The following is a 25,424-nucleotide window of genomic DNA, read 5'->3' on the forward strand; positions in this document are numbered from 1 at the left end:
CAGGACGTCGGGCTGACCGGTCCGCCGGGCTACATGGCAGGAACCGGTGGGCAAGGACGCGACTCTAAGAGCGGGGAGTCGGACGCCGAGTGGTTCGGAGACTGCAGTGGCCAGATGGACGCGGGGCTTATTCATATGCGGGGCCGTCACCCTGATCATTGGCGCGATCGTGCTGCCGCCGATTGTGCTGTCAGCACTTTCAGGGCTGGGCGGCGACTGGGCGAAGCTCAGCGATGTCAGCCAGGCGTACAGTTTGGTGGCCACGACGACCTCTTCCGTGGCGCTCGCTGCGGTGGCCTATTCGATCTACCTGCAGACTCGGGATTCGCGAGCCTCGCGCGAGCAGCATGCCTTCTCAATGCAGCTCGAAATAATCAAGGCCGCCCTGGGCGATGACACGCTGCTCACCGCAGGCGAGCCACCTCATGGTCAGCACACCTATACGCGTGACGAATTCCGTCGCGAGTTCTACGTGAACGCTGTGTTGAAGTACTACTACATGGTCTTCGTGACGCGAGGTCTTTCAGAGATGTCCGTGCGGCCCGGACTCGCTTCGCTTATGCGTGGCCAGGCGGCCCGTGCGTATTGGAGAGATCACGGCGATCACTGGCTGGCCGGTCCCGGCGAGAGCGACTCGTTAATGCTCCGCTATCGGGACGTGGTCGCCGAGGAGTACGAGAAGTCGGTTGCTTTGATGCCAGGCGTCGCACCGGAGGATTACTTCGAGACGTAAGACAGACCGGCGTCCGGGCCGTCGCCGCAGGTCGATCGGCGCCCTGCCGTAGCCGTCCCGAAGCGGACAGTGGTGTGCGCGGGTCCTGCGGGCACGGAAGACTTGGCCCGACGAGGAGGTCGCCGATGGGGCGTCGGTTCGTGGGGCCTTTCATTGCGCCGGGGTACGGGGAGTTGGCGCGGTTCGGTGAGGCGGTCGTCCTTGCCGAGGACGAGGAGACCCGCGAGCGCGTCGTCCTGCGGTATGTGCCGATGCGTGCGCTGACCGATCGCCTGCGGTATGCGGCGTTCAGCGCTGACCTGGCTCGGCTCGTGGACGTTCCTCACTGGAGAACGCTCCCGTTCCGGCGCTTCGTGGCGGATCCCCGGCTGCGCAGGCCCGGGATGTATGTGGGTCTCGGGGCGGGCGGGGCGCTCGTGTATGACGCGGTGCCGGGCGTCGGCCTCGGGCGGCTGCTCGATCGCGGTGGGCCGCTCGGCGCCGAGGCGTCCCTGGTCGTGGCCATGGACGCGGCGGCGGGGCTGGCCGACGCGCATGCCGCCGGCGTCCGGAACAACGCGGTGACGCCGCGCCGGATCCTCGTCACCGGGGACGGCCGCGTGCTGCTCGCGGGGCTGGCCCTCGGGGCCGTCGAGGAACCCGACCTGCTGCGGCGGGCACCCGAGTCATGGGGCCACGCGCCGGTCTCGGCGGACACCGACCGCTACGCCCTCGGTTGCGTCCTGTTCGAGTGCCTCACCGGCCGGCCTCCGTTCCCGCGCGCGGCTCCGTTCAGCCTGATGGCGGCGCACACGACGGCTCCGCCGCCGCTGGACGACGTCCCCGCCCCGGTGCGCCCGCTGCTCGCCGGGGCCCTGGCGAAGGAGCCGCCGCGCGACCTGACACCGGCGCGGGTCGCCGCGCTGGCCGCTGCCGCCTACGGCCCGGACTGGGAGACGCGCGGGCGCGGGGCGCTGGCGGCGTGGGCGGCGGCGTTCGTCCGTCCAATCCCGAAGCCTCCGCCGGTGCCTCCGGTGCGACAGGACGTGCCGGTCGCCGTCCGGGCGGGCTGCGCCATCGCCATCGCCATCGTCGTGGTCCTCGTCCTGGTCGCGGCGGTGACGGCGCTGACGTCGGACGGTGACGACCCGCCGTCGGCGGCACCGGGCCGGACGGTCACCCGGCCCTCGGCCGACCAGGTCACGGAATCGCGGCGGTCCTAGCCGCCTCGGCTGTGACCGCCCGGGCCCATTTCCCGAGACCGGACATTTACTCCCATTTCCCCGGCCTCAGCTTCACCATCCGCGTCACGGAACACGATTCGGCCAGAACATATGCAGGAAACGGTCCAGGCCTGGTCGGTTTCGTGCTGACCGGATAAGGCAAACAAACGCGATCAAGCCCCTCTATGGGAAGGGCCCGCTTACTCTGGTGGCGACGTCAATTGGCGGACGTGAACGGGGGGCCTCTATTGGTCGAGCTCTACCTCGCGTACGGAAGGGCGGACGCCGAATGGGTCCGGAAACTGTGGCGGCAGCTTCACAGGTACGGGGTCGACGCGTTCTTCGACGAGCTCGTCCTCCCCGGGGACAGCGTCGTCCACTCGCTGGAACAGGCGCTCCGTGACACCACCGCGGGAATCGCCGTGTTCGGCCCCGGGCTCGCGGGCGACCGCTGGGCGCTCACCGAGTACGACGCGCTCCTGCGCTCCTGCGCGGAAAAGGGGTTGCCGTTCATCCCGGTGACGTTCGGCGGCGCGCCGATAGCGCCCTTCGCCCGGGACTGGGCCTGGGTGGATTTCGCCGACGCCGAGCCCGGCGGCGAGAAGTTCGATCACCTGGTGGCCGGGGTGGCGGACACCCTCCGCGGCGGCGCCACGGCCGCCGGGCTGCCAGAGAAGGACGTGCTCCGCGAACCTCCCCGGCCCCTGCGCGAACCCGAGCGGCGTTCCGTCGTCGTGTGCTACGCCCCCGCCGACGCCGAATACGGCCGGAGCCTGGTGGAGCGCGTCCACGAGGCGGGCCTGCCGGTCTGGTCGGTCCGGAGCCTGCGCCCCGGGGACCGCCTCGTCTGGACGACCCGGCAGCAGCTCCGCCACGCGACGGTGGTCGCGGTGGTGATGTCCCCGGCCGCGCAGGACTCCGAGGACGTCACCCGCATGATCCTCGAAGCCCAGTGGCACGAGCGGCCGCTCTTCCCCGTGCTCGTCGCCGGGCGGAGGCACTACCTGCTGGCCGACCTGTGGTGCGCGGGCGAGCCGCTCGGCGACGGGCCCCTCGCGCATCTCGTGGCGCTCCATGAGGCGTCGCTGAGCGGGCGTCCCCTGCCGGAGGCGGAGCTGCCGTCCGCGCCGCAACCGTCCGCTGCGTCTGCGTCGGCGTTCCGGCCGTCTGCGGGCCGGCCTGGCCGCATCCCGGCGCCGTTCGCGCTGAAGCGGCTGCGCGCCGCCCTGGCCGAGCGCGAGTTCGAACACGCCGACCTGCTCACGACGACGCTGCTGCTGGAGGCCGCGAACCGGCTCGAATCCGGCGTGCTGGGGCGGCGCGACGCCGCCCGGCTGTCCTGCGACCTGCTGGCCGGGGTGGACGAGCTGTGGGCCGCCGCCACCGACGGCCGCATGGGGTTCCGCGCCCAGGCGGACATCGCACCCGTCGATGGCAGGGGGCACGCCGGCTTCCTCGCCCTGTCGACCGAGCTCGGCTGGCGCGTCTCCGCCGACGAGGCCGTGCCCGCCTACCGCGAGTTCGCCGCCCGCGCCCGCGGCCGGCCCGGCTTCTTCCCCACGCTGCGCAACCCGCGCGGCGAACAGCGCATGGACTGGTACGACGACTGGACCCAGACCGTGCTGACCGTCCACACCCGGCTACGAGAGTGCGGAGTCCGACCGTGACCGTGACCACCTTCCTGTTCCTGTTCGTGCTGGTGGCCGGAGCGGCGGGGACCGGCTACGTCTGCTGGCTGGGCCGCCGTGTCGTGCCCGTCGACCACGTCGGCATCGTCCGGCGCGTGTGGGGCCGCCCGCACCCGGACCCGACCTACCGGAACGTGGTGCCGGACACCGCGCGGGGCGTGCTGGCGACCACCCTCCCCGCGCAGCGGCCGAAATGGCTGATGCCCTGGCTCTACACCGTCGAGGTCGTCCCGCGGATCCAGGTCCCGGAGGGGATGATCGGCCTCGTCGTCGCGCTGGAGGGCAGGAAGCGTCCGCGCGATCGGCCCGTGGCGCTGCCGCCCGCGGAGGACTGCGACCACTTCCAGAACGGGGCGAAGTTCCTGCTGGGCGGCGGTGAGGAGGGGCCGCAGGCGGTCACGCTGCCGGGCGGCTCCTCCTACGCCATCAACACCGCGCTGTTCTCGGTGCGGACCGTGCCGCGCACGTACGTGCCCGACGGGACGGTCGGGCTGGTGAAGGCGAAGGCCGGAAAGGTCCGCGAGGCCGGTCAGCCGTTCGCCCGGCACGTCCCCTGCGAGGACTTCCAGAACGGCGCGAAGTTCCTGCTGGACGGTGGTGAGCAGGGACGGCAGCTCGCGGTGCTCGCGGGCGGCACCTTCTACGACATCAACCCGGAGATATTCGAGGTGCTGACCACCGAGAACCTCGGCGCGCGCCGGGAGGGGCTGGTCGCCGAGCAGCTCGTCCTGACGTCCATCCCGGTGGGGCACACCGGGGTCGTGATCACCCGCGACGGGGGCGACCCCGACGAGAGCGAGAAGGTCGGCCAGCGCGTCGACGGGCATCGCAACTTCCGGCTGGCCTGGGAGTTCATCGATCGCGGCGGGCGCCGCGGCGTCCAGCAGGAGACGCTCAAGGAGGGCTCGGAGTACGCGCTCAACCCATGGTTCGTCCAGGTGCTGCTGGTGCCGACGTTCCTGCTGAACATGGAGTGGAACAAGAAGGACTCCGCCAAGCAGGGCAACTACGACGCCCGGCTGCACGAGCTGGATCTGGAGACGAGCCAGGGCATCCGGCTGCGGGTCGAGGTCTCCCAGTCCCTGCGTATTCCGTCCGCCGCGGCGCCGCGGCTGGTCAGCGAGTTCGGCAGCTCCCCGGACGCGGGGCGGCTGGCCGGCGGCGCGCTCACCCACGACCCGCAGCCCGTCCAGCGGTTCGTGGAACGGGTCCTCGGCGCCACCGTGGAGAACTATTTCGTGGAGATCACGGCCGACTCGACGGTGAAGGAGTTCCTGTCGGGCATCCTCGACATCCGCACGAACCTCAGCGCGCAGGTGCGCAACGCGCTCAAGGCGTGGGGCGTGGAAGCGGTGCGCACCAACATCGAACGGGTCAGGTCGCTGGACCAGGTGTACTACGACGAGCGGCAGCGGATCTTCAGCGAGGACACCCGGGGCGACCTCCTCGCCAGGCAGATGAAGCACGCCGACGCCGAGCAGGCTATCGAGCTCACGCGGATGGCGACCGAGAAGAAGCGCCTCATCCTGCAGATCGAGGCGGAGGCGGAGCTGCTCGGGGCCGACCACGTGCGGCTCTCGCGGATGATCCAGGACATGTCCAAGCTGCCCGTGCCGAACTACATCGGCGGCGACCTGTCGGGCTACCTGGAGTCCATGCCGATGAACCTGGTCCGCAACCTGCTGGAACAGCTCCGCGTCGCCGAGAAGCCCCCGAAGACGGTCGCCGAGGCGCCGCCCGTTCCGCAGGTGGCGGCGTCCGAAGGCGACCCTGACCTGTGGGACGAGCCACCAGGCCCACACGAGGGGGGCGACGGCGCCGGTACGGAGAAGGGCGCCTGACCGGGCGGTCGCCGCGCTCGCGACCTCACACGCGGGCGGGCCGCTGACCGCGCAGGGCCCGGACCAGCACGTCGAACCTCTCCTCGAACGGGGCCGGATCGCGGAAGTCGACGCACCGGCGCCCCGCGAGGAACACCGGAAGCTCACCGGCGCCATGGACGACGGGGATGAACCGCACGCCACGCTCGATCGACCGGGTCATCAGCGCGGCGTACTCCTGCCGTGTCACGGGCTCGTCCGGGGTGCGCGCTCCGACGATCATGAGCGCGTTCCGCGCCCCGCGGATCCCCGCCTCGACCCGCTCGACGAAGACGTCGCCCGCGCCGACGTCCCAGGCGTCGAGCCAGACCGTGAACCCGGCCGCCTCCAGCCGGACGGCGAGGCCCCTGGCCCACGTCTCGTCGTCGCGCGAGTAGGCGACGAACACGTCCCGCTCATCGCCGGGCCGCCCCCCGGCGGGAACGGCGGGAACGGCGGGCGGTGCTCCGGTGGGGGGCGCGGGGGAAGTCGGCGGAGGGCTGGGGGGTGCGGGCGGTGTCGTGGCGCGCGACAGCCGGAACTGCCGGACCGCGTGGACGCTGCCGACGACGCCCGCCGTCGCGGCGACGACGCCCGCCGCCGTGCTGACCAGGGTGATGACCAGCGAGAGGTCGGCCATCACCGCGGCCCCGGCCGGACGGCGGCGACGTCGGTGTCGGAGTCATCGAATGCCGGGACCATGGCTGCCACGAAACCAGATTATTTGACCGTTGCACCAATGCAACAGCGGTTTCCATTCGCGGGGGGCGGAAGACAACTCACGCGAGGAACCCGTTTATTGATCAAAGGGATATCCGGTGACAGCGAACGCTGGGGTCGGGCGACGTGAATGTCCCGATGGGGTCCTTCGCGCACGTCCCGGTGAGTGGTACGGGACGGTGACGCCTGCGATCGGAGACGGAGAATGGGCCGTTCGGTGCGCACGAGGAGGTCGCGGGTGTCCAGTCCGATGGAGATCGTCCGGATGCTGACCGGGCCCGGCGGCGAGTTCGAGCTGCGGGAAGAGGACGTGCTCGGCGCGCGGATGCCGGTCTTCGCGAACCGGGCCCGGAGTCTCGGCGAGGTGCTGGCCCGCTCGTCCTCCTACGGCGACCGCGACTACATCGTCACCTCGTCGCGGCGGCTGACGTTCGCCGAGCATGCGGCGGCGGTCGCGTCGATGGCGAAGGCGCTGCGGGACGACCTGGGCGTCCGGCCCGGCGACCGTATCGCGATCAACGCGGCCAACAGCCCCGAGTGGATCGTCTCGTTCTGGGCGACGATCGCGGCGGGCGGTGTCGCGGTCGGTTACAACGCCTGGTGGGCGCCGCGGGAGGTGGAGTACGCCGTCGGCCACACCGAGCCGAAGCTGGTCATCGCGGACGGGAAGCGCGCGGCGCGGACGCCCGGGAACGTGCTGACCGTCGAGGCGGACGTGGCGTCGCTGATCTCCCGGTATCCGGACGCGGCACTGGACGTCCCGGACGCCGCCGAGGACGATCCGGCGGTCATCCTCTACACGAGCGGCACGTCCGGGCGGCCGAAGGGGGCCGTCCACTCGCACCGGAACCTGACCTCGGTGATCGAGTACCACCGGTTCAACGACGCGCTGGCGCGGGCGTTCGGCGATCCGGCCGACCCGGCGGCCCGCCGCTACCTGCTGGCGCTGCCGCTGTTCCACATCGCGTGCCTGCACAACCTGGCCGTGCCGCGGCTCGCCACCGGCAGCGCCGTGATCATGCACGAGGGCGGCTTCGACGTGGACGCGGTCCTCGGGCTGATCGAGAAGGAGCGGGTGACGAACTGGGGCGCCGTCCCGACGATGGCGCACCGGATCGTGGAGCACGGCGACCTTTCCCGGTACGACGTCTCGTCCCTGACGGCGTTCTCCCTGGCCACGGCGCCGTCCTCGCCCGCGTTCAAGGAGCGGCTGCGCGCGGTGTTCCCGCCGGCGAAGAACGCGCTGGTCGACAGCTACGGCCTCACCGAGTCGTGCACCGGCGTCACCGTCGCGACGCCCGCCGACCTCGCCGAGTCGCCCGGGACGCTGGGCCGCCCGACCCCCGGCGTCCAGCTGGAGATCCGCGGCCCGGACGGCGGGCCGGTGCCGGCGGGCGTCGAGGGCGAGGTCTGCACGCGCAGCGCCTACAACATGGTCGGATACTGGCGCGATCCGGACGCCACCGCGCGGGCCTTCGATGAAGATCGCTGGCTGCGCACCGGCGACATCGGGATCCTCGACGAGCAGGGGCGGCTCCGGCTCACCACCCGGCGCTCCGACCTGATCATCCGCGGCGGCGAGAACGTCTACCCGGCCGAGATCGAGAACGTCCTGGCGGAGCATCCGGGGGTGCGGGAGTGCGTCGTCGTCGGTGTCGCGCATCCTGACCTCGGGCAGGAGGTCGCGGCGGTCGTCGTGGTCGCGGGCACCGAGCCGGCGCCGGACGAGCTGGCGGAATTCGTGCGTGAGCGGCTCGCGTACTTCAAAGTGCCGTCCCGCTGGCATGTCCGGGCCGAACCGCTCCCCCGGAACGCGACGGGGAAAGTGCTGCGCGCGCAGGTCGAATCCAGCCTTCCCTGAGCGGACGCCCTACTCACCTGGAAATTGAGTAGATGCGCGGATGCCGTGCGGCGCTGACCGGGGCGACCATAGTGGTCCTCAGTGCGCGATGTTCGCCATTTCGGGAGCCTGGACGTGTCCAAGAAGCTGCTGTCGCTCGCCATTCTGGTCGCCGTCGTATCGGCGGTCGTCCTGCTCTTCGTCAAGGACATCTCGCTGCCGGTGGCACTTTCGGTGGGGGCGGGCGCGCTGTGCCTGGCGTGGCTCGTCCTGCTGCTCACCGTCCCGTGGAACGTGTATTTCCAAGCGCTCGCCCTTCTTGAGGAGATCCGCGTCAGCCGGGATCGGGGATTGGACGTTCCCAAGGGCGCCGACGGCGAGGCCGGCCGGATCGCGGCGCGGATGAGGGCGGCGGCGGTCGGGGCGCACGTGCTCTCCGCCGCGCTCGTCGCCGCCGTCACCTATTTCTCCGGCGCCGAGGTCGGATACTACTTCGCCGCTTTCTACCTGGTCAGCACATCGTTCCGGCCTGCCGGGGCGTGGTTCGCGCATCTGCGCAGGCGGCTCAACACGATGCTGAAGGAAGTGCGTTTCCCGCGTGAGGACGTCCTCGAACTCAAGGAACGGGTCAAATTCCTGGAGGTTCAGGCGGAGAATCTGCGGGCCACGACCGAGCAGCTCCATTCGGCGGACCTCGCGGCGGAGCGGAGCCTCGCGGACCTGTCCGGCATCGCGTCGCGGCGTGCCGGTGAACTGGACCGGCGGCTGGACGCGATGGGCCGCCAGTTCGAGGAGACCGTGGCGCGGCTCACCGACAACCAGGAGGTCATCGCCGGGATCAAGGCGTTCCTGCGGATGCTCCGCGCGGAGACCGCCTGAGCCGCGCGCGGATCGCCTGGGCCGCGAGCCGCCGGGTCAGGCGCGGACCGGGCGGCAGATCAGCTGGCCGGACGCCGAGGCGAGCAGTTTCCGGTCGGCCGACCAGATCCGATTGCGGAAGCCGATGAGGCCGTTCTCCGCCACGTCCGCGGTGCCCTCCCCGAACAGCCATTCCGACTCCACCGCAGGACGGTGGAACTGCACGTTCAGGTCGAGGTTCGGGGCGATGAATCCGCTGCTCGGCGGGTGCGTGCTCCAGACCGCGGCCCAGGCGATCGTGTCCAGGATGACGAGCTGGCGCGCCATGTCATCGGTGGTGTGCCCGGGGAACCGGTACCACGCTCCGTAATACGGGTCCGAGTCCGGACGGTTTTCCAGATCCTCATGCCACACAAGGGGTCTGCATTCGATGCTGTTCCACATCGGCGGAGGGGGAGGGTCCGGGTCGGGGTCCAGTTCGGCGAACGAGCGGAGTTCGTGCGGGTCGGGTACGTCCGGCATCGTCGCGACGTCGTGGCGCAGTCCGTCCAGGTGGTCGGCGGCGAGCCAGATCAGGCCGTCCGCGACTGCCGTCCCGTCCTGGCGCATGGCGCACCGCACCGATTCGGCCCGTTTCGACTGGCGCAGAGTCGTCACTTCCACGTCGACGGGCGCGAACCGTCCGACCGACAGGAAATGGCACGACAGCGACGCCACCCGTGGAAGCGTTCCGTGCGCCAGCGCCGCCCGCGCGAGAATGGCGGCCACGTAACCGCCGACCGGACCCCACGCCGACCAGTCGGGCACCAGCTCGGCGGTGTAGCGTCCGTTACCGCCCGACACCGCCGCATCAACCGCGAGATCCCTCACACGGGCACTCTAAAACGCATCTCCCGCCGTCCTCGACCCGATTTCAGTCCTCACGCGGAGCCGCGTGACGCGACGCATCCGCTCGCGTCCCGCTCCCCCGCCTCCCCGGCCTGCCGGATGCCATGTCGCCGCGGCCCTACCCCGAGGTGACGGGCGGCATCCGGCGCCGGTCAGTCGCGGGCGCGTTTCTCGATTCCGAGGGTCAGTTCCCTGTTCTGCTCCTGAAGGTTCCATTTCCCCTCGCGGTAGGCGTGGTTGGTGATCCAGAACACCATCGTGCGGTGGTCGGGGAAGCGGGCGAATTCTCCGAACGACCAGTCGTTGCCGCCATCGTGTTCGACTGCGCGCCGGCCGTCCCCGGTGCGGACGACGCCCCAGCCGTACCCGTAGTAGAACCTGTCGCCGTCCCGCTCCCCGACGAGGACGTGCGGTTTGAACATCGCGCGTTTGGCGCGCACGGAAAGGACCCGGTCGCCTTCCAGCGCGCGATGCCAGCGGAACATGTCGCGCGGCGTGGAGAGCAGGCCGCCGTTGCCGCGCAGGTACCAGTGGGGCCCGTCGGCGGCCCATGGGTGCTCGTAGGGCCGCCCCTGCGACGTGCCGGTCTCGTCGTACTCCACCGCGACCTGGTCACGTTCCCATCGGGGCAGGACGTACCCGGTCCGCGTCATTCCCGACGGTGCGAACAGGTGCTCGGCGAGAAAGCGTTCGTAGCCGACGCCCGAGACCTTCTCAACGATCGCCGCCAGGACGCTGTACCCCACGTTGGAATAGTGGAACTCGGCGCCCGGGGCGGACTGGAGCTTCGATTTCAGCGCGGCGCTGAGCATTCCATCGCGCGAGACCGGATCGTAGTCGTCACCGCCGACGTCTTCGTCGTCCAGGCCCGCGGTGTGCGTCAGCAGATGGTGAAGCGTGATCTGGCGCTTGTCCGCGGGGACCGGACCGAGGAATTCGCCGATGCGGTCGGTCACCCGCAGCCTGCCCGCCATTTCGAGCTTCATGACGGCGGCGGCGGTGAACTGCTTGGTGATGGACATGACGTCGTAGGCGGTGTCGCAGCGCGCCGGAATCCTCCGCTCCCGGTCGGCGAAGCCGAAACCGGCGCAGTGCACGAGCTTTCCGTCGCGGGCCGCGACGACCGTGCCGCCCGGGCCCTCGGGCAGCGTTCCCTCCAGAAAGCGCTGGATGGACGGGTCGGTGCGCTCCCGCGCACCCTGTTCTGCTCCTCGCAGGCCGATGCCAGCGGTCCCCGCGCCGCCGCCGCACGCGCTGACGGCGCCCATCGCGGCGAGCGCGAGCACGAGCGCGGCCGTGCCCTTTCCGGTGCCATTGGGGATGCGGTTCGCTCTCATGCCCCAGGACGCTACGGAGATCATCGCGCGGCGTCGTCCCTCGGCTGATGGAAATACGGGTCCCTCCCGCCGGGGACGGCACACTGTGATCATGACGGTGCTGGAGACGGAGCGGCTGGTCCTGCGGCCGCTGACGGGCGACGACTTCGACGACTACGCGGCGATGCTGGCCGACCCGGAGGTGGCCACGGGGCTCGCGGAGAGCGTGGGCACCGGCCGGGCCGACGCCTGGCGCAGCCTCGCCACGTTCATCGGCCACCGGGAGATCCGCGGCTACTCGCACTGGGCGGTGGTCGAGAAGGCGACGGGAAGCTTCGCCGGACGCGCCGGACCGTGGCGGCCGCACGGCTTCCCCGGCCTGGGCGTCGGCTGGTGCCTGTCCCGCCGCCATTGGGGGAAGGGCTACGCGTCCGAGGCCGGGCGCGCGGCCCTCGCGTACTGCTTCACCGAGCTGGCGGCCGAGCAGGTCATCTCGCTGATCCTGCCGGGCAACGACCGTTCCATCGCCGTGGCCGAGCGCATCGGCCACCGCCACCTTCGCGACACCGAGTACCGGGGGCAGCGAGTCCACGTCTACGGGCAGGATCGCCCGGCCGCCTAGCACCTCTCGGTGGTGGATCCGTGGTGGGCACGGATGTGGGTCAGTGGTCCTGGACGCGACGCTTCTCAGCAGTTGGACACCTGCTGAGGAGGACCCCGATGACCACCACCACGACGGAAGGCGCGGCGCGACGGCCGCGGCCGCGGTTGATGAGCCGGGCGTTCGCGCTGGTGCTCGTCGCCGGGGTGGGCTCGTCCACCAGCTTCTACCTGCTGTTCTCCGCGCTGCCCCGGTACGCGGACGCGACCGGCGCCGGCGGGGTGGGCGCCGGGCTGACCACGGGCGTGATGATGCTCGCGACCGTCGCCACCGAGCTGGCGGTCCCGCGCCTGGTCGCCCGGTTCGGATACCGGAAGGTGTTCGGCACCGGGCTCGCGCTCCTGGGGATTCCGGCGCTGGCCCTGGCACTGGCCCTCGTGCTCGCGGCCTCCGCGAGCATGGCCGTGATCCTGACGGCCTGCCTGGTGCGGGGCGCCGGGTTCGCGGTGGCGGTGGTGCTGGGCGGGGCGCTGGTGGCCTCGATCGTCCCGGCGGAGCGGCGCGGTGAGGGGCTGGGCGTGTACGGGATCGCCTGCGGTGTCCCGGCCATGCTGGCTCTTCCGGCGGGCCTGTGGCTGGGCGACCTGGTCGGCTACGGGGCGGTGTTCGTGCTGGCCGGGGTGTCCGCGCTGGCCGGGCTCGCGGCGGTGAAGGACCTGCCGGGACGGCGCCCGGAGAAGGAGGAGCCGCTCGGCCTCGCCGCCGCCGCCCGGAGGCGTGAACTGCTCGTCCCGTCGCTGTTCTTCGCCGCCACGACCGTGGCCACGGGCATCACCGCCACGTTCCTGCCGCTGGCGGGCGGCGCGGTCTCCGCCTGGGCGCTGCTGGCGCACAACCTCGCGGCGACGTGCACCCGCTGGTGGGCCGGACGCATCGGCGACCGGTACGGAGCGTCGCGGCAGCTCGTCCCCGGGCTGCTGATCTCGGCGAGCGGCATCGCGACGCTGGTGCTGGTGTCCAGCCCGGTCGCGGTGCTCGCCGGGATGGTGCTGTTCGGGATCGGGTTCGGGCTCACCGGCAACGCCAGCATGGCCGTGATGCTCGACCGCGTCCCGCCGTCCTCGTACGGGACGGTCAGCGCCCTGTGGAACATCGCCTACGACCTCGGCATCGGCCTCGGCGCCGCCGGATTCGGGCTCGCCGCCGTCCACACCGGTTACCCGGCGGCCTTCGGGCTGACGGCCGCCCTGATGCTGCTGCCCCTCCTCGCCGGCACGGGCGCCCGCAAGCGGACGCCCGCCCACGCTGACCAGGCCCGCACGGCCTGACCTCGGCAACTAATAGATCATCTGGAAAGGGAACGACCATGAGGAAGATCATCGTCTCCGAGTTCATCACCCTCGACGGCGTCATCGAGAAGCCGGGGGAGCTGGGCTGGGCCTTCCGGTTCGCGCGCGGCGACGAGGGCGACGCCATCAAGGCCGGCGAGATCCGCGACGCGGGCGCCCTGCTCCTGGGACGGACGACCTACGACGGCTTCGCGCAGGCCTGGCCGCAGCAGACCGGCGAGTTCGCCGACACGATGAACGGGATGCCCAAGTACGTCGTGTCCAGCACGCTGGAGAAGCCCGGATGGGACAACACGACCGTCATCACGCTGGACGACGTCGCGGAGCTGAAGCGGCAACCGGGCGGGGACATCCTGGTCAACGGGAGCGCCCGGCTCGTCCAGGCGCTGGCCGCGCGGGGCCTGGTGGACGAGTACCGGCTGATGGTGTACCCGATCGTCCTCGGCGGCGGGCAGCGGCTGTTCGCCGCCGGCGCCGAGGAGGAGTCGCTGCGGCTGGTGGACGCCAGGCCGGTCGGCGACGACGGGATCGTGCTGCTCACCTACCGCCCCCGGCACCGCACGGCGAAGTCGGCGGACGGCACGCCCATCGCCTACGACCGCGCCGGCGCGGGCCCCGCGGTCGTCCTCGTCCAGGGCGCGTTCTCCAGCCGCAACGACCCGATCATGACCGGTATCGCGGCGGCGCTGGCCTCGAAGTACACCGTCTACAACTACGACCGGCGGGGGCGCGGCGACAGCGGCGACACCGCGCCGTACGCCGTCCGGCGGGAGATCGAGGACCTGACCGCGCTGATCGAGGCGGCCGGCGGGACGGCGATGGTGTTCGGCGGGTCGTCCGGCGGCGCGCTGGCGCTGGAGGCGGCGGCCGCGGGCGCGCCCATCACGAAGCTCGCCGTGTTCGAGCCCCCGTACGTGACCGCGCCGGGCCAGACGCTGCCGTCCGCCGACGAGCTGAGCGCGCTCGCCGAGCAGGGGCGGCGCGGGGACGCGATCGAGTTGTTCCTCACCAAGGGCGCCGAGATGCCGCCGGAGGCGGTGGAGGGCATGAAGGCCCAGCCGTTCTGGGCACACCTCGAAGGCGTCGCGCACACCCTCGCCTACGAGGCGGCGGTCGTGGGTAGCGGGCCCCTCCCGGATCGCTTGTCGACCGTCCGCGTCCCGGCGCTGGTGCTGGCGGGTTCGGCCAGCTCCGACCGGATGCGGGACGCCGCGCAGGCCGTGACCGGCCAGATGCCGGACGCCCGGCTGGAATGGCTCGAAGGACAGGCCCACGGCCAGGTCGACCCCGCGTCCATCGGGACGGCGGTAGGCGAGTTCTTCTCCGCCTGACGCCCAGCTCTCCGCGAATAGCGCACCTTTGCCGAAAGGTGCGCTATTCGCATTCCTTTCCCGTCAGCGTTGCCAGCTCGGCGCGCCCTTCTTCCGCCCGGTCGGGAAGGAGCAGGAGCGTGGACGCCCGCTCGAACCGGGCGCCGATGCGTTCCCAGCTCTCGACGGAGGCGGCCAGCTCGCCGGGATCGTCGTGCAGGCGTCCCCTCGCACGGGCCAGGCAGGCCGCGCCCCACGCGTTCTCGGCGGCTGCGGCTTCGGCGGCGTCGACCCGCGCGGCAGCGTCCGGCAGGCCCGCCACGACGGCGAGTTCGGCACCGGCAGCATGGGAGAACCCGGCGTACATCGGGAGCGTCGCGTCCGAGAAGAGCCCGGCGACCAGGTCCGCCGCGGAGTCGAACCGCCCGGTGTGGACGGCGACCAGCGCGTCGGCGAACCCGACCAGCGTCGGAAGGTCGAACACCTGCCCGGTCGGCGCGCCGGACGTGCGGGACCGCCACTCCACGTACCGTCCGCGATCACCGCGCAGGCCGTGCACGAGCGCTGGACCGACCGCGACCGGCAGCATGAACCCGCTCTCCAGCCGCCCGGTCCGCACCCAGCTGTCCCACGCCTCATCGGCGTACCGCAGCGCCTCGCCGAACTCGCCGCTCAGCGCCAGCGGCAGGATGATGATGTTGGACGACAGGTGATACTGATCTTCGAGCAGGTCGTCCGCCAGCGCCCGGCGCGCGACGGCGAGCGCCGCGGGCAGGTCCCCCGCCGCGGTCGCGCAGTTCACCGCCACGTGCACGATGTCGACGATCTCGACCGCGCTGGCCGGGTCGTCGCGGGGCAGGACGTCCAGCAGGTCCAGCCGGGACATGGCGATCCGGTGCGCGTCCCGCAGCCGGCCCTCGTGCAGCGCGGCGGCGACCGTCGCGTCGAGACCGGCGCTGAGCAGCACCGGATCACCGGCCGCGCGCGCCGCCGCCACGGCCTCCTCCGCCCGGTCGGGATCGGTGCTGTACGGTTCGGCCGACGCCGTCCAGGCGCGGGCTGCGGCGAGCCACGCCGCGACGACCGGGTCGCCGGGATCACCGGCGTCCGCCGCGCGCTCCAGCAGCCGCCGCAGTTCCTCGTGCGGGATCAGCCCCCATCCCGGATTGCGCGCCGTCGTGACGACCGCCGTCGCCAGAAGGACGGCCTCCGCGTCGCCGTCGGCCGCGTCCCGTGCCTGCTCGGCCGCCGAGCACAGCAGCTCGAAATGCCGGTGTCCGCCCGTCGGGAGGACGTGCGTGCAGTCGGCCGCGCTCTTGATGTCCTTGGACGCCTCCCCCGGCGACCCCGCCCGCTCGGAAGCCTCCAGGAAATGCCCGTACGCCTCGCGCGCGAACCGGCGGGCGTAGGCCAGTCGCCCCAGGGACCTGGCCAGGCCATGCGCCACGTCCCCGGCCTCGGCGGGGGCCGCGGCCAGCGCCGCACGCAGATCGTCCGCGACGACGTCGAACTCCCGCCCCTCCCCGCCCCTGGCGACCAGATCAGCGGCGACCTTGGCGGCCCACGCCAGATGAAGATCCCGCACGGCCGCTTCCTCACCGCCGAGCGCAAGCTGCTCTCCGGCAAACGCCCGAACGGTCTCCAGCAGCCGCCAACGCCCCGCCCCCGCCTTGACGACCAGGCTCTTGTCGACAAGCCGCCCCAGCACATCGACCACCACACCCGCCGCCGCGTCCGTAACACCAGCCGCGCCCGCTGCCGAGCCCGTCGCGCGCACCGCCGTGGCGCCCGCAACCGTCCCCCGGGTCACGGCGAGGACGGCGTCCAGGTCGAAGCCGCCCGCGAACACCGCCAGCCGCCGGAACAGCCCGCGCTCCTCCTCGTCCAGCAGGTCGTGGCTCCAGGACAGGACGGCACGGAGCGAACGATGCCGCTCGTCCGCGCCCCGGCCGCCCGCGAGGAGACGCAGCCGGTCGTCCAGCGCGGCCAGCACGCCGGACGCGCCCAGTGCCGCGCTGCGGGCCGCGGCCAGCTCGATCGCCAGCGGCATGCCGTCCAGCCGGGCGCAGATCTCCGCCACCGCGCCGGGCTCCGCCGCGAAGCCGGGGTCGGCGGCCAGGGCACGATCGGTGAAGAGCGCCTCGGCGTGCGAGGACAGCGGCAGCGGCCCCACCCGGACGATCCGCTCCCCCGGCACGCCGAGCCGCTCCCGGCTGGTGGCGAGGATCCGGGTGCCGGGGCAGGCGGCCAGGATCCGGTCGGCGAACCCGGCGACCGCGTCGAGCAGGTGCTCGCAGTTGTCGAGGACGACGAGCGTCCGGCTCCGCCCCAACCGTTCGATGATCACCGTGTGCAGCTCGGTCTGCGGCCGCTCGGTGACGCCGAGCGCGGCCGCCACGGCATGCTCGACGAACCCGTCCCGCACGGGCACCAGGTCGACGAACACGCCGCCCTGCCGGGACGCGGCCGCCGCCACCGCGACCAGCCGCGACTTGCCGACCCCGCCCGGCCCGAGCAGCGTCACCAGCCGGGATCGACCGGCCGCCGCCGCGATCTCCGCCAGCTCGTCGCCCCGCCCGATGAACGAGGTGCGCGCTGCGGGCAGCCCGGCCACCGTCGCGGCGCCCTCGCCGGGTTCGCCGTGCTCGCCCCGCTGCTGCTGCTCGGACGCGAGGATCGCCAGCTCACGCCGGTTGGTCACCCCGTACTTCCGCAGGAGGGACGACACGTGGCTCTCGACCGTCCGCACCGAGATGTGCAGGCGGCTCGCGATCTGCGTGTTGGTCAGGTGCCGTCCGACCGCGTCCAGCACCTCGGCTTCGCGCTCGGACACCTCGACGGGCGACATTCACCTATAGTCCCGGAAAGTCACGTGTGTGGCGCTGTGTTCGCATGCGCGTCCGCCAGCGCCTCGAGGAGCCGTTGCCGGACGCCGTCCAGGTCGGCGATCTTCTCCTCCACCTCGGAGAGCCGCCGGTTGATGACATCGGCGCTGGCCGGGCATAGGACGGCGCCGGCGATGTCCAGGTCGAGGCAGGGCAGGAAGGCCCGGACGTCATCCGTCGTAAGGCCGAGCGACAGCAGCAGCCTGATGTTCCCGACGCGTCCGACCGCGGACTCGTCATAGTGCCGGTAGCCGTTGGCCGCCCGCCGTGGATGGAGCAGTCCGCGCCGCTCGTAGTACCGGACGGCCTTGATGGTGGTGCCCGCCCTGCCCGCCAGCTCTCCGATCAGCATCCCTCGAACCTGCCTCTCAGCCGCCTGCGGCGAGGCCTCCGTCGACACGGACGACGCTACCCGTGAGATATCCGGCCTCCGGACGGGCCACGTTCACGATCCACCAGGCGATCTCCTCCGGCCGCGCGATCCGCTTCAGCGGCACGCGCTCGCGGAGCTCCGCGGCCAGAACCTCGATCTGTTCCTCGCTCATGCCCGCATGCGCCAGCACGGGTGTCTCGGTCACGCCCGGGGCGACGGACACCACGCGTATGCCCTGCGGCGCCAATTCGACGGCCCAGGTGTGGGTGAGGAAATCGAGCGCCACCTTCGTGGCCCCGTAAATGGAGTTGTTCGGCCAGCCGATATAGGGCGGGTTGGACGTGACATTGACGATCGCGCCACCCTCCTTCAAGTGCGGCAGAATCCGCTGGGTCAGGAAAATAGGACCGACCAGATTGGTGGCCAGCTGCTCGTCGGCGGACTTCCGGTCGATCGCCGCCAGCAACGCCGGACGAATGATCGCGGCATTGTTGACCAGGACGTCGACGCGGCCGAACATGTCGAGCGCGGCGGTGACGATGGCGTCGGGGGCGTCCGGGGATGTGAGGTCGGCGGCGAACGTCCTGATGCGCGGGTGTCCGTCCGCGGTCTCCTCCAGGCGCTCAACCGTCCGCCCGACGGCGAGGACGTCGGCACCGGCCGCGGCGAACTGCCGGGCCGTCGAGCGGCCGATACCCGTCCCGCCACCGGTGATCAGTACGACGCGGCCGCGGAGTGTGCTCGTGGCTTCCATGAGCGGGACGCTAAACGTTGCCCTCAGGGTCAAGGTCAACCCGCCCGCGACCGGACGCGCCGTCAGCTCGCCGATGCGAGAGGCCCGGCCATTCGAGCCGGCCGCTCCACCGTCCCGGCGACGAACAATGGCGCTCCGGTGCGCTCATGCTCCGTGAGCAACTCATTGATCCGGGCCTCACGCCACTGCCGCTCGGCACCGGCGCCATCGGACCGGGGAACCTCTTCGATCACCGCCATACAGCCAGCCTACTGAGACGACGACCTGGCGTTTTCAAGCCAACGGGCTCCCCATACGAGAGCTGCTCGCCATGCGCCATACGGCACGTCCACCTGCACCTGCCCGCCCCGGCCGGTTCGCGCCAGCCATCCCGGCTCGGCCTCAAGGTTCGTCTTCGTAATGGGTGGCGATCGCGGTGGCGCGGTCGCGCAGGGAGGTGCGCAGCCATTGCGGGGCCAGGGCTTCGGCATTCGTGCCGAGCTGCCACAGCGCCCATTCCGCATGGCGTGAATCCTGGAAGGTCACCTCCAACCGCAGCCAGCCGTCCGCGCCTGTTTCCTCGGCCAGGACGGCCAGCGCGGTGCCCACCAGGTCCTCCCGCCGCGGCGGGTTCACCCGTACCTGGACGGCGACCTGGTCGCCACCGGCCCGGAACCGCGTGCTGCGTTCCTGCCAGGCCCGGTCCAGATCGACCCGGTCGGGACGCTGCGCCGGCTCGTCGAGCTCTTCCGCGTCCAGCATCCGGGACAGCCGGTAGGTGCGGTCCGCGCCGGACCTCGTGGCCAGCAAGTAGCCCTGGTCGCGGACGGTGACCAGGCCGATCGGGTCCACCGTGCGCCACGTCGGGCTCTGGCCGACGGCCGCGTAGCGGATGCGCAGTTTGTGCCCGGCGAACACCGCACGCCGGATCTCGGCCACGACCGCGTCGGACACCTCGTCGGCGACCACGCGGCGCGAGAGGAGGTCGGTCTCGGGATCGATGAGCAGCCGCTGCGCCGCACCGGCCGCCGTGTCCCGGTAGCCCTCGGGCAGCGCGTCCACCACCTTGAGCATGGCCGAAGCGAGCGCCGAGCCGAGGCCGAACACCTGCGCGCCGCGCCGTGATCCGGCGACCAGCAGGGCGAGCGCCTCGTCGTGGTTCAGTCCGGTGAGCTCCGTCTGGAAGCCGGGCAACAACGCGAACCCGCCGTGCCGGCCACGTTCGGCATAGACCGGGACACCGGCCCCGGACAGCGCCTCGATGTCGCGAAGCACGGTCCGGGTGGACACCTCCAGCTCGCGGGCCAGCGTGGCGGCGGACAGCCGGCCGCGCTGCCGCAGCAGCAGGACCAGCGAGACCAACCGGTCGGCGCGCATGCGCAAACTCTAATCGAATACATGACAGAGGTTGTCGTGATTCGTTGGGAGGCTGCTTCCACCAGGCAGGACGTCAACGAATGGGAATTGATGTGACTTTGGAGCGAACGGCGGTCAACCCGTGGGAGTGGTCGGCGGAGTTGGGCTACAACCAGGGCGAGATCGTCTCCGGGCAGACCCGGACCCTGTACTGCGCCGGGCAGACCGCGATGAGCGGCGACGGCAAGCCCCAGCACGCCGGTGACATGGCGGCACAGCTGGCGCTGAGCGTCGACAACCTGGAGGCCGTGCTCGGCGAGGCAGGCATGTCGCTGGCGAACCTCGTCCGGCTGAACGTCTACACCACCGACGTGGACCTGCTGTTCCAGCACTACGGCGCCCTGGCGTCGCGACTAGGCGCCGCAGGGGTGGCACCGACCACCACGATGCTCGGCGTGACCCGCTTGGCGATCCCCGACCTACTGGTCGAACTCGAGGGAACCGCCGTCGCGTAACGCGCCCCGCCGCTCGTGCCGATCCACCCCGGCACGAGCGGCAGAGCATTCCGGAGCTCCCCAGACTCACGGTGCTCTGTCCCCGCACAGCCCCGCAGCCTCTGAGACACACTCTCACCAATTCGCGATAAGCGACACGGACCCTCTGTCAAGTATTCCGCCGCTAGCCGGTATTCTCCGCCACGTCCCCGACCGAACTATGTTCCGGACACGCGGGCGCAGAAGCACCAGCTCTGCACCGTCGGCGGCGGCGCGCTCCACAACCGGATGAACGCGTTGAGCAGTCGCGTGCTCTAGTGGTGAATGACGCGATATCGCGAAACAATCGCACCGCCGTTGAACACCTTGGCATCGGTCAGTTCAAGGCCGAGATCGACCGTGAGCCCCTCGAATACCTGAGGTCCGGCGCTGAGGACGGCAGGACTCACGGCGAGCAGGTACTCATCGATCACCCCGGGCGCAGAGGCGATCGGCGCGAGGGTCTTGGGGCCGCACGACAGCAGGATGTCCTTGCCGTCCCGCCGCTTCAACGCGGTGAGCTCGTCGACCAGATCACCTCCGACGACCTGACGGTCGGTAGCGGGCGTCAGGGTCGTGGAGAAGACGACCTTGGTCATGTTCCGTTGCACCCTGGCGAACCTGCGGTCCGCAGCAGTGACGGCATGTGCGTCATCGGGAGTCTCCCCGCGTGCGACCTTGTCCCACCAGGGCACGATTGCCTCGTAAGTCGCCCTGCCCATCGCCCAGGTGTCCGCCCGGGAGAACTGCTCGGCGATATAGGCCGTCTCCTCCTCTCCCCACGGGAACGGCTCCCAGAACGCCCCTTCGGCGTTGGCGATGCGGTTGTTCACGGTGGTCTGCATGTGGAACACGATCTTTCGCACCTGGACGGCCTCCCTCATCGTGATCACTCACAGGAGAGACCATCCCCGGCGCGAAAACTCATCGATGCCCAAGGGTCCGTCCGCTGGCCGGCTGAGCTAACGATCGAGGCCCCAAGTTGGGGTCGGCGCCGAAAACCCTCCTACGGCGCCCCACCAGGGTTCGAAAGGCTCTGGGGTCGCGGAAAGCTCGTCCGCCGCAGAGTTCGAGTGGCGCGATCGGCGAGGCCGCTCCGGGGAACTTCAGGACTGCGGGCCCAGCTGATTGTGCATCGGCTCGCGAAACAGCACCTCGATGTACATGATCCGGTCCTCTAGGACGTCAAGATTCAGCATGCCTTTCAAGGGCAGGAGCTCAACGCACCGATAGCCCTCACCATACGGCTGTCCCTTTGGATGGACCGCAGTGTAGACGCTTTGACAGTAGTCATCGCCGCAATCGCACATCGCGACCAGACGCACGTCCCTCACGCGGCGAGCCAGCTCACCTTCGCCCTCATTCTCCAAGAGAGTGATCAGCTCAGCGATGAGGTCGGGGAAAGCATCGCGAACAAGGGGACGCTGTAATTCCATTTCGGGAAGCCTAGCCGGAGCCACGCGTGGTGGCTAGCGCACATAGAGAAGTCCGATCGCAACCCGGGGCTCGAAGACGCTTGGAGTGTCAGCGAGGAAGCTCATCCCGCTTCATGCGCGCCACAAGTGCAGCGTGGTCAAGACTGAGCCGTGCGGGAAAAGGGTCTGGACGTAGGTGGCGGTCTGGCGGGGTACTTTCTTCTCTGGTGATCTGCTGTTGAAGCACTGTTTGTTCGGCTGTGTGGCGGTCAGGGGCGCCAGGCGGCGATGACGTCGTGGGGTGTCCAGGCCAGGTCTGGCGGGTCGGGGGTTTCGATTCCGGAGAGGGAGACGACTGCCAGTCCGGTCGTCGCGGGATCCAGGCCGGGGATTTGGGTTGCGGAGCGGCGGAGGTCGGCTAGGTCGTGGGCGTCGAACGGGGTGTTGTGCCATTTGATCGAACCGGCGAAGTAGATGCGGTTCGCGATGGGGGCCCGGTCGGCGCCTACTAGGTCTACTTCCGGGTTGAACTGGCGGTTCCACCAGCCGCCGACCGTCTCGACGTCGGGCCAGGGCAGTTCTGACAGCTCTAGAGCTTGGCGGATGAGGGGTTCTACGGCACGGCCGCGCCAGGAGGGCCAGCGGCGCTGGATGATGCGGAAGCCCGCTTCGGGACGGCCTCGGCGTGCTTGCTCGTGCGCGGCGCGGAGGGCTTTCAGGTAGAGGCGCAGATTGCTGTCGGATATTCGGTAGAGGGCGGGCTTTCCCGGTTTTGTGGAGAGGGGTTCCTCTACGGCTAGGACGTCCTTCTCCGTGGTTAGGCGGCGTAGGAGCGGCGACAGGGTTCCGGAGGGGAGGGCTCCGTCCCGGTTTCCGGCGGTTGCGGCGATGTTGGCGTGGGTTCGGTCTCCGGCGCCTATGGCCTCCAGGACGCGGCGCGAGATGTCGGGGTTGGGGAACTCGGCGAGGAGGGATGCCTCCGGGACGTTGAACAGCGCGGCGGCCGGGTCGGCGCACTCGGATTCCATGAATTCCAGGGCGGGCGTTCCGTGCGGCCAAGTGCGGATGATGCCGGGTAGGCCGCCGGACACAAGGTGGGCGTCGATGGCGTCCGGCGCGTCGAGTCCTAGGGCTTCTCCTGTGTCGGCCGGGTTGAGCGGGCCGAGTATCAGGTTGTCGGCGCGTCCGTAGAACGGGCGGTCGTAGGCGGTGAGCCGCTCCATCATGTGGACGTCGCTGCCGAGGAGCAGGAGCAGGACGGGTTTGGAGGCGAGGAGCCGGTCCCATCCGGTTTGCAGGGTGCCGTCGAAAAGGGGGTCCTGCTCGGCCAGCCATGGCATTTCGTCCATGACGACGATTGACGGCCTGCTGGGGAGCGTCGAGGCGAGAATGCGGAACGCGTCGGGCCAGCTGCCGTTGTCTAGGTGCGGGACGAGTTCGGCGTCGTCCGGCAGCGTCGATTCCTTGAGGTCGCGCAGGAACGTGGACACGGCCTCGATGGGTGAGGCGCCCTTGGTGGCCGTGGAGAAGACGTAGGGCACGGCCGATCGGTCGCAGAACTCTTGGACCAGCCGCGACTTGCCGACCTGGCGGCGTCCGCGTAGGGCGACGGCCGTCCCCGTGCCCGTGGTGGCGACCCGCTCGAGGCGCTTGGCGAGGAGCGCCAGCTCGGTCTTCCTGCCGATGAACATGCTTGCTCCGAACTATGTAGATCGCATCTACGTAGATCGAGTCTACCTAGGAGCGCCCGCTCAGCGGGATGGGACGCCTGGCTAACTAGAACGCGTACTAGTCTCCGGCGGGCTGGCACGAACCGCGGAGGCTTCTATGGACGCTGATCTGTCCCTGGCGGGGCGCACCGCCGTCGTTACCGGCGCGGGTGCCGGGCTGGGGCGGGCCGAGTCGCTCGCGCTGGCCGCGAGCGGGGCGAATGTAGTGGTCAACGATATGGGGCCCGGCGCTGACGACGTCGTCGCGGAGATCACGAAGGCGGGCGGACACGCGCTCGCGGTGGTCGGGGACGTCGGTGACTGGTCGATGGGCGACGCGCTGGTGTCGGCCGCCGTCGACACGTTCGGGTCGTTGGACGTTGTCGTCAACAACGCGGGCGTGCTCCGCGACAAGATGCTGTTCAACCTGTCGGAGTCCGACTGGGACGACGTCGTCCGCGTCCATCTGAAGGGGCATGCGGCCGTGTCGCGGGCCGCGGCGGTGTACTGGCGCGGTGCGAGCAAGGCGGCCGGGGGGCCGGTGTACGGACGGCTGATCAACACGGCCTCGGAGGCGTTCCTGTTCGGTCCGGCGGGGCAGCCGAACTACGCGGCGGCGAAGGCGGGGATCGTGGCGCTGACGCTGTCGGCGGCCGCGGGGCTGGCCCGGTACGGGGTCCGCGCCAACGCGATCTGCCCGCGCGCCCGGACCGCGATGACCGAGGCGACGTTCGGCGAGGGCACCTCGCCCGGCGGGCTGGACGTGATGGCACCGGAGCGGGTCGGGACGTTCGTGAGCTATCTGGCCTCGCCCGCGTCCGAGAAGATCAGCGGGCAGGTGTTCGTCGTCTACGGCGACATGGTCGCGCTCATGGCCGCGCCGACCGTGGAGCATAGGTTCACCGCGGCGGACGGCGTCTTCTCGGTGGCGGAACTCGGCGAGCGGGTCACGCCCTATTTCGATGGGCGCGACCCGCACCGGACGTACGCCGCCTACAGCGTCGCCGCGCTGGACGAGACGGGCACCGCCCGAACGTGAGCCCCGGCCCGAGGCCGTGATCCACTTCGCGGTGACCGGCCCGATGGGCCACCGCCCCCGCCCACCCGCGGGGACGGCGCGCGCCTGGCATGACCTCGGCCTTGGCGGCGTGCGGGTAGATCTTCATGGTGCCGCCGACGTCCGCTGATGCCGCTGATGCCGCCGTAGTCGAACTCGCGGGCGCCGGCGACCAGCAGGTTCATGACGCCCGCGGCGACGGCGGCTGCTCCGGGTCAGAAGGTTTCCGGGCCTCGGAGGGTCGGTTCGGCGCCGCCGTCGACGTAGATGATCTGGCCCGTCATGTGGGAGTTCGCCGGGGAGATCAGCCAGCGGAGGGCCTCGGCGATCACGGCGGCATCGGCGTAGCCGTTCAGCGGCATCGGGACGGCGTCGTTCATCGCCTGGAGCATGCGGTCGTCCTCGAACAGCGGCGCGGTCATCGGTGTCCGGACGACGCCCGGCGCGATCGCGTTCAGCGGGATGCCCGCGCCCGCCCAGCCAGGGGTGACGCACGAGCGGCGCAGCCATTGGGCGAGCGCCGACTTGGAGGACGGGTACAGCGTGTGGCCTGCGCCTTCCTCTACGGCGCGGGCGGCTGCTTCGAGGGCGGTGGGTTCGTCGCCGTCCAGGCAGGCGCGGACGACGGTGTCGTCCACCGGATGCGTCCCGGAGATCGAGCCGACGGCGGCGGCGCGCGGGCGTTCGGCGCGGGACAGGGCGGGGCGGAGGCCGTCCAGGAGGGCGGTCGCGCCGAAGAAGTTGACCTTGACGGTCAGGTCGGTGAAGGCTGAGACGCCCGCGCAGGCCACCACGGCGTCCAGCGTCCCGGCGGACAGGTCGAGGACCTTCGTTACCGCTTGCGCGCGGCCCTCCGGGACGCCCAGGTCGGCGCACACCTCGGCGTCCTTCAGGTCGACGCCGATGACCCTGTCGCCTTGATCCCGGAGGAGTTCGGCCAGCGAGGCGCCTATGCCGGACGCGGAGCCGATCACGGCGACGGTGCGGGCCATCGTCCCG

The 25,424-nt window shown here is 70.9% G+C and carries 23 protein-coding genes; 11 read left to right on the forward strand and 12 right to left on the reverse strand.

Annotated features, from left to right (window positions below; all coding sequences use genetic code 11):
* The first annotated feature begins 106 nt into the window (after positions 1 to 106).
* The 4 genes from ACH34S_RS01210 to ACH34S_RS01225 all read left to right on the forward strand — a co-directional run bounded on the left by ACH34S_RS01210 (position 107) and on the right by ACH34S_RS01225 (position 5,464).
* Complete coding sequence (locus ACH34S_RS01210; RefSeq protein WP_395950458.1) at positions 107 to 733, forward strand: DUF6082 family protein; 627 nt, start codon at positions 107 to 109, stop codon at positions 731 to 733.
* Positions 734 to 858: 125 nt separating this feature from the next.
* Complete coding sequence (locus ACH34S_RS01215) at positions 859 to 1,935, forward strand: hypothetical protein (RefSeq protein ID WP_395950459.1); 1,077 nt, start codon at positions 859 to 861, stop codon at positions 1,933 to 1,935.
* A gap of 230 nt (positions 1,936 to 2,165) precedes the next feature.
* Complete coding sequence (locus tag ACH34S_RS01220; protein WP_395950460.1) at positions 2,166 to 3,602, forward strand: toll/interleukin-1 receptor domain-containing protein; 1,437 nt, start codon at positions 2,166 to 2,168, stop codon at positions 3,600 to 3,602.
* The gene (locus ACH34S_RS01225) at positions 3,599 to 5,464 is read left to right on the forward strand and encodes an SPFH domain-containing protein (protein WP_395950461.1); all 1,866 of its coding nucleotides are present in this window, start codon (positions 3,599 to 3,601) and stop codon (positions 5,462 to 5,464) included. The genes ACH34S_RS01220 and ACH34S_RS01225 overlap by 4 nt, the downstream gene beginning before the upstream one ends.
* Before the next feature lie 25 nt (positions 5,465 to 5,489).
* Here the strand turns inward: ACH34S_RS01225 and ACH34S_RS01230 are convergent, their stop codons facing one another.
* Positions 5,490 to 6,122 carry a toll/interleukin-1 receptor domain-containing protein gene (locus tag ACH34S_RS01230; protein ID WP_395950462.1) on the reverse strand — a complete coding sequence of 211 codons (633 nt, stop codon included), beginning with the start codon at positions 6,120 to 6,122 and terminating at the stop codon, positions 5,490 to 5,492.
* 318 nt (positions 6,123 to 6,440) lie between these two features.
* Between ACH34S_RS01230 and ACH34S_RS01235 the strand changes: the two genes are divergently transcribed.
* Both ACH34S_RS01235 and ACH34S_RS01240 read left to right on the forward strand, forming a co-directional pair.
* Complete coding sequence (locus ACH34S_RS01235) at positions 6,441 to 8,063, forward strand: class I adenylate-forming enzyme family protein (RefSeq protein WP_395950463.1); 1,623 nt, start codon at positions 6,441 to 6,443, stop codon at positions 8,061 to 8,063.
* A gap of 81 nt (positions 8,064 to 8,144) precedes the next feature.
* A complete protein-coding gene (locus ACH34S_RS01240) occupies positions 8,145 to 8,921 on the forward strand; it encodes a hypothetical protein (RefSeq protein WP_395950464.1) in 777 nt (258 codons plus the stop codon).
* A gap of 36 nt (positions 8,922 to 8,957) precedes the next feature.
* Here ACH34S_RS01240 and ACH34S_RS01245 read toward each other — a convergent pair whose 3' ends face one another.
* Positions 8,958 to 9,770: a thioesterase family protein gene (locus tag ACH34S_RS01245; protein WP_395950465.1), complete on the reverse strand. Its 813-nt coding sequence runs from the start codon at positions 9,768 to 9,770 to the stop codon at positions 8,958 to 8,960.
* A 170-nt stretch (positions 9,771 to 9,940) separates the two neighbouring features.
* Positions 9,941 to 11,125, reverse strand: a complete 1,185-nt coding sequence (locus ACH34S_RS01250) for a serine hydrolase domain-containing protein (RefSeq protein WP_395950466.1) — start codon at positions 11,123 to 11,125, stop codon at positions 9,941 to 9,943.
* Between the two features lie 91 nt (positions 11,126 to 11,216).
* Here ACH34S_RS01250 and ACH34S_RS01255 point away from each other — a divergent pair, with 91 nt between their 5' ends.
* From ACH34S_RS01255 to ACH34S_RS01265, 3 genes are all read left to right on the forward strand, one after another.
* Positions 11,217 to 11,726, forward strand: a complete 510-nt coding sequence (locus ACH34S_RS01255) for a GNAT family N-acetyltransferase (RefSeq protein ID WP_395950467.1) — start codon at positions 11,217 to 11,219, stop codon at positions 11,724 to 11,726.
* A 98-nt stretch (positions 11,727 to 11,824) separates the two neighbouring features.
* Entirely contained in the window at positions 11,825 to 13,033 is a 1,209-nt protein-coding gene (locus ACH34S_RS01260) for an MFS transporter (protein WP_395950468.1), read from the forward strand.
* A 38-nt stretch (positions 13,034 to 13,071) separates the two neighbouring features.
* Entirely contained in the window at positions 13,072 to 14,385 is a 1,314-nt protein-coding gene (locus tag ACH34S_RS01265) for an alpha/beta fold hydrolase (protein ID WP_395950469.1), read from the forward strand.
* 43 nt (positions 14,386 to 14,428) lie between these two features.
* On the opposite strand, the gene ACH34S_RS01270 is transcribed toward ACH34S_RS01265, so the two are convergent.
* From ACH34S_RS01270 to ACH34S_RS01290, 5 genes are all read right to left on the reverse strand, one after another.
* On the reverse strand, positions 14,429 to 17,212 hold the full coding sequence (locus ACH34S_RS01270) for a LuxR C-terminal-related transcriptional regulator (protein WP_395950470.1): 2,784 nt from the start codon (positions 17,210 to 17,212) through the stop codon (positions 14,429 to 14,431).
* 20 nt (positions 17,213 to 17,232) lie between these two features.
* A complete protein-coding gene (locus tag ACH34S_RS01275) occupies positions 17,233 to 17,601 on the reverse strand; it encodes a MerR family transcriptional regulator (RefSeq protein WP_395950471.1) in 369 nt (122 codons plus the stop codon).
* A 16-nt stretch (positions 17,602 to 17,617) separates the two neighbouring features.
* The gene (locus ACH34S_RS01280; protein ID WP_395950472.1) at positions 17,618 to 18,376 is read right to left on the reverse strand and encodes an SDR family NAD(P)-dependent oxidoreductase; all 759 of its coding nucleotides are present in this window, start codon (positions 18,374 to 18,376) and stop codon (positions 17,618 to 17,620) included.
* Between the two features lie 62 nt (positions 18,377 to 18,438).
* Positions 18,439 to 18,615, reverse strand: a complete 177-nt coding sequence (locus ACH34S_RS01285) for a hypothetical protein (protein ID WP_395950473.1) — start codon at positions 18,613 to 18,615, stop codon at positions 18,439 to 18,441.
* A gap of 142 nt (positions 18,616 to 18,757) precedes the next feature.
* Positions 18,758 to 19,732 carry a helix-turn-helix transcriptional regulator gene (locus ACH34S_RS01290; protein WP_395950474.1) on the reverse strand — a complete coding sequence of 325 codons (975 nt, stop codon included), beginning with the start codon at positions 19,730 to 19,732 and terminating at the stop codon, positions 18,758 to 18,760.
* 98 nt (positions 19,733 to 19,830) lie between these two features.
* Here ACH34S_RS01290 and ACH34S_RS01295 point away from each other — a divergent pair, with 98 nt between their 5' ends.
* Positions 19,831 to 20,226, forward strand: coding sequence for a RidA family protein (locus ACH34S_RS01295; protein WP_395951413.1), 396 nt, complete (start codon positions 19,831 to 19,833; stop codon positions 20,224 to 20,226).
* A 293-nt stretch (positions 20,227 to 20,519) separates the two neighbouring features.
* Here ACH34S_RS01295 and ACH34S_RS01300 read toward each other — a convergent pair whose 3' ends face one another.
* The 3 genes from ACH34S_RS01300 to ACH34S_RS01310 form a co-directional block, all read right to left on the reverse strand.
* Positions 20,520 to 21,110, reverse strand: coding sequence for a dihydrofolate reductase family protein (locus ACH34S_RS01300; RefSeq protein WP_395950475.1), 591 nt, complete (start codon positions 21,108 to 21,110; stop codon positions 20,520 to 20,522).
* Between the two features lie 240 nt (positions 21,111 to 21,350).
* The gene (locus tag ACH34S_RS01305; RefSeq protein WP_395950476.1) at positions 21,351 to 21,680 is read right to left on the reverse strand and encodes a hypothetical protein; all 330 of its coding nucleotides are present in this window, start codon (positions 21,678 to 21,680) and stop codon (positions 21,351 to 21,353) included.
* 248 nt (positions 21,681 to 21,928) lie between these two features.
* The gene (locus ACH34S_RS01310; RefSeq protein WP_395950477.1) at positions 21,929 to 23,350 is read right to left on the reverse strand and encodes an ATP-binding protein; all 1,422 of its coding nucleotides are present in this window, start codon (positions 23,348 to 23,350) and stop codon (positions 21,929 to 21,931) included.
* A 136-nt stretch (positions 23,351 to 23,486) separates the two neighbouring features.
* On the opposite strand from ACH34S_RS01310, the gene ACH34S_RS01315 reads away from it, so the two are divergent.
* On the forward strand, positions 23,487 to 24,407 hold the full coding sequence (locus ACH34S_RS01315) for a 3-oxoacyl-ACP reductase (protein ID WP_395950478.1): 921 nt from the start codon (positions 23,487 to 23,489) through the stop codon (positions 24,405 to 24,407).
* A 233-nt stretch (positions 24,408 to 24,640) separates the two neighbouring features.
* Here ACH34S_RS01315 and ACH34S_RS01320 read toward each other — a convergent pair whose 3' ends face one another.
* Positions 24,641 to 25,417, reverse strand: a complete 777-nt coding sequence (locus tag ACH34S_RS01320) for an SDR family oxidoreductase (RefSeq protein WP_395950479.1) — start codon at positions 25,415 to 25,417, stop codon at positions 24,641 to 24,643.
* Between the last annotated feature and the right edge of the window lie 7 nt (positions 25,418 to 25,424).

This window comes from Actinomadura sp. 3N508 (genome assembly GCF_044326375.1).
Taxonomy (GTDB): Bacteria; Actinomycetota; Actinomycetes; order Streptosporangiales; family Streptosporangiaceae; genus Spirillospora.

Excerpts from the sequence above, each read along its gene's own strand:
- ACH34S_RS01215 (WP_395950459.1), top strand. The coding sequence starts at position 859 with ATGGGGCGTCGGTTCGTGGGGCCTTTCATTGCGCCGGGGTACGGGGAG.
- ACH34S_RS01230 (WP_395950462.1), bottom strand. The coding sequence starts at position 6,122 with ATGGCCGACCTCTCGCTGGTCATCACCCTGGTCAGCACGGCGGCGGGC.
- ACH34S_RS01250 (WP_395950466.1), bottom strand. The coding sequence starts at position 11,125 with ATGAGAGCGAACCGCATCCCCAATGGCACCGGAAAGGGCACGGCCGCG.
- ACH34S_RS01255 (WP_395950467.1), top strand. The coding sequence starts at position 11,217 with ATGACGGTGCTGGAGACGGAGCGGCTGGTCCTGCGGCCGCTGACGGGC.
- ACH34S_RS01260 (WP_395950468.1), top strand. The coding sequence starts at position 11,825 with ATGACCACCACCACGACGGAAGGCGCGGCGCGACGGCCGCGGCCGCGG.
- ACH34S_RS01265 (WP_395950469.1), top strand. The coding sequence starts at position 13,072 with ATGAGGAAGATCATCGTCTCCGAGTTCATCACCCTCGACGGCGTCATC.
- ACH34S_RS01270 (WP_395950470.1), bottom strand. The coding sequence starts at position 17,212 with ATGTCGCCCGTCGAGGTGTCCGAGCGCGAAGCCGAGGTGCTGGACGCG.
- ACH34S_RS01275 (WP_395950471.1), bottom strand. The coding sequence starts at position 17,601 with ATGCTGATCGGAGAGCTGGCGGGCAGGGCGGGCACCACCATCAAGGCC.
- ACH34S_RS01280 (WP_395950472.1), bottom strand. The coding sequence starts at position 18,376 with ATGGAAGCCACGAGCACACTCCGCGGCCGCGTCGTACTGATCACCGGT.
- ACH34S_RS01285 (WP_395950473.1), bottom strand. The coding sequence starts at position 18,615 with ATGGCGGTGATCGAAGAGGTTCCCCGGTCCGATGGCGCCGGTGCCGAG.
- ACH34S_RS01290 (WP_395950474.1), bottom strand. The coding sequence starts at position 19,732 with ATGCGCGCCGACCGGTTGGTCTCGCTGGTCCTGCTGCTGCGGCAGCGC.
- ACH34S_RS01305 (WP_395950476.1), bottom strand. The coding sequence starts at position 21,680 with ATGGAATTACAGCGTCCCCTTGTTCGCGATGCTTTCCCCGACCTCATC.
- ACH34S_RS01310 (WP_395950477.1), bottom strand. The coding sequence starts at position 23,350 with ATGTTCATCGGCAGGAAGACCGAGCTGGCGCTCCTCGCCAAGCGCCTC.
- ACH34S_RS01315 (WP_395950478.1), top strand. The coding sequence starts at position 23,487 with ATGGACGCTGATCTGTCCCTGGCGGGGCGCACCGCCGTCGTTACCGGC.
- ACH34S_RS01320 (WP_395950479.1), bottom strand. The coding sequence starts at position 25,417 with ATGGCCCGCACCGTCGCCGTGATCGGCTCCGCGTCCGGCATAGGCGCC.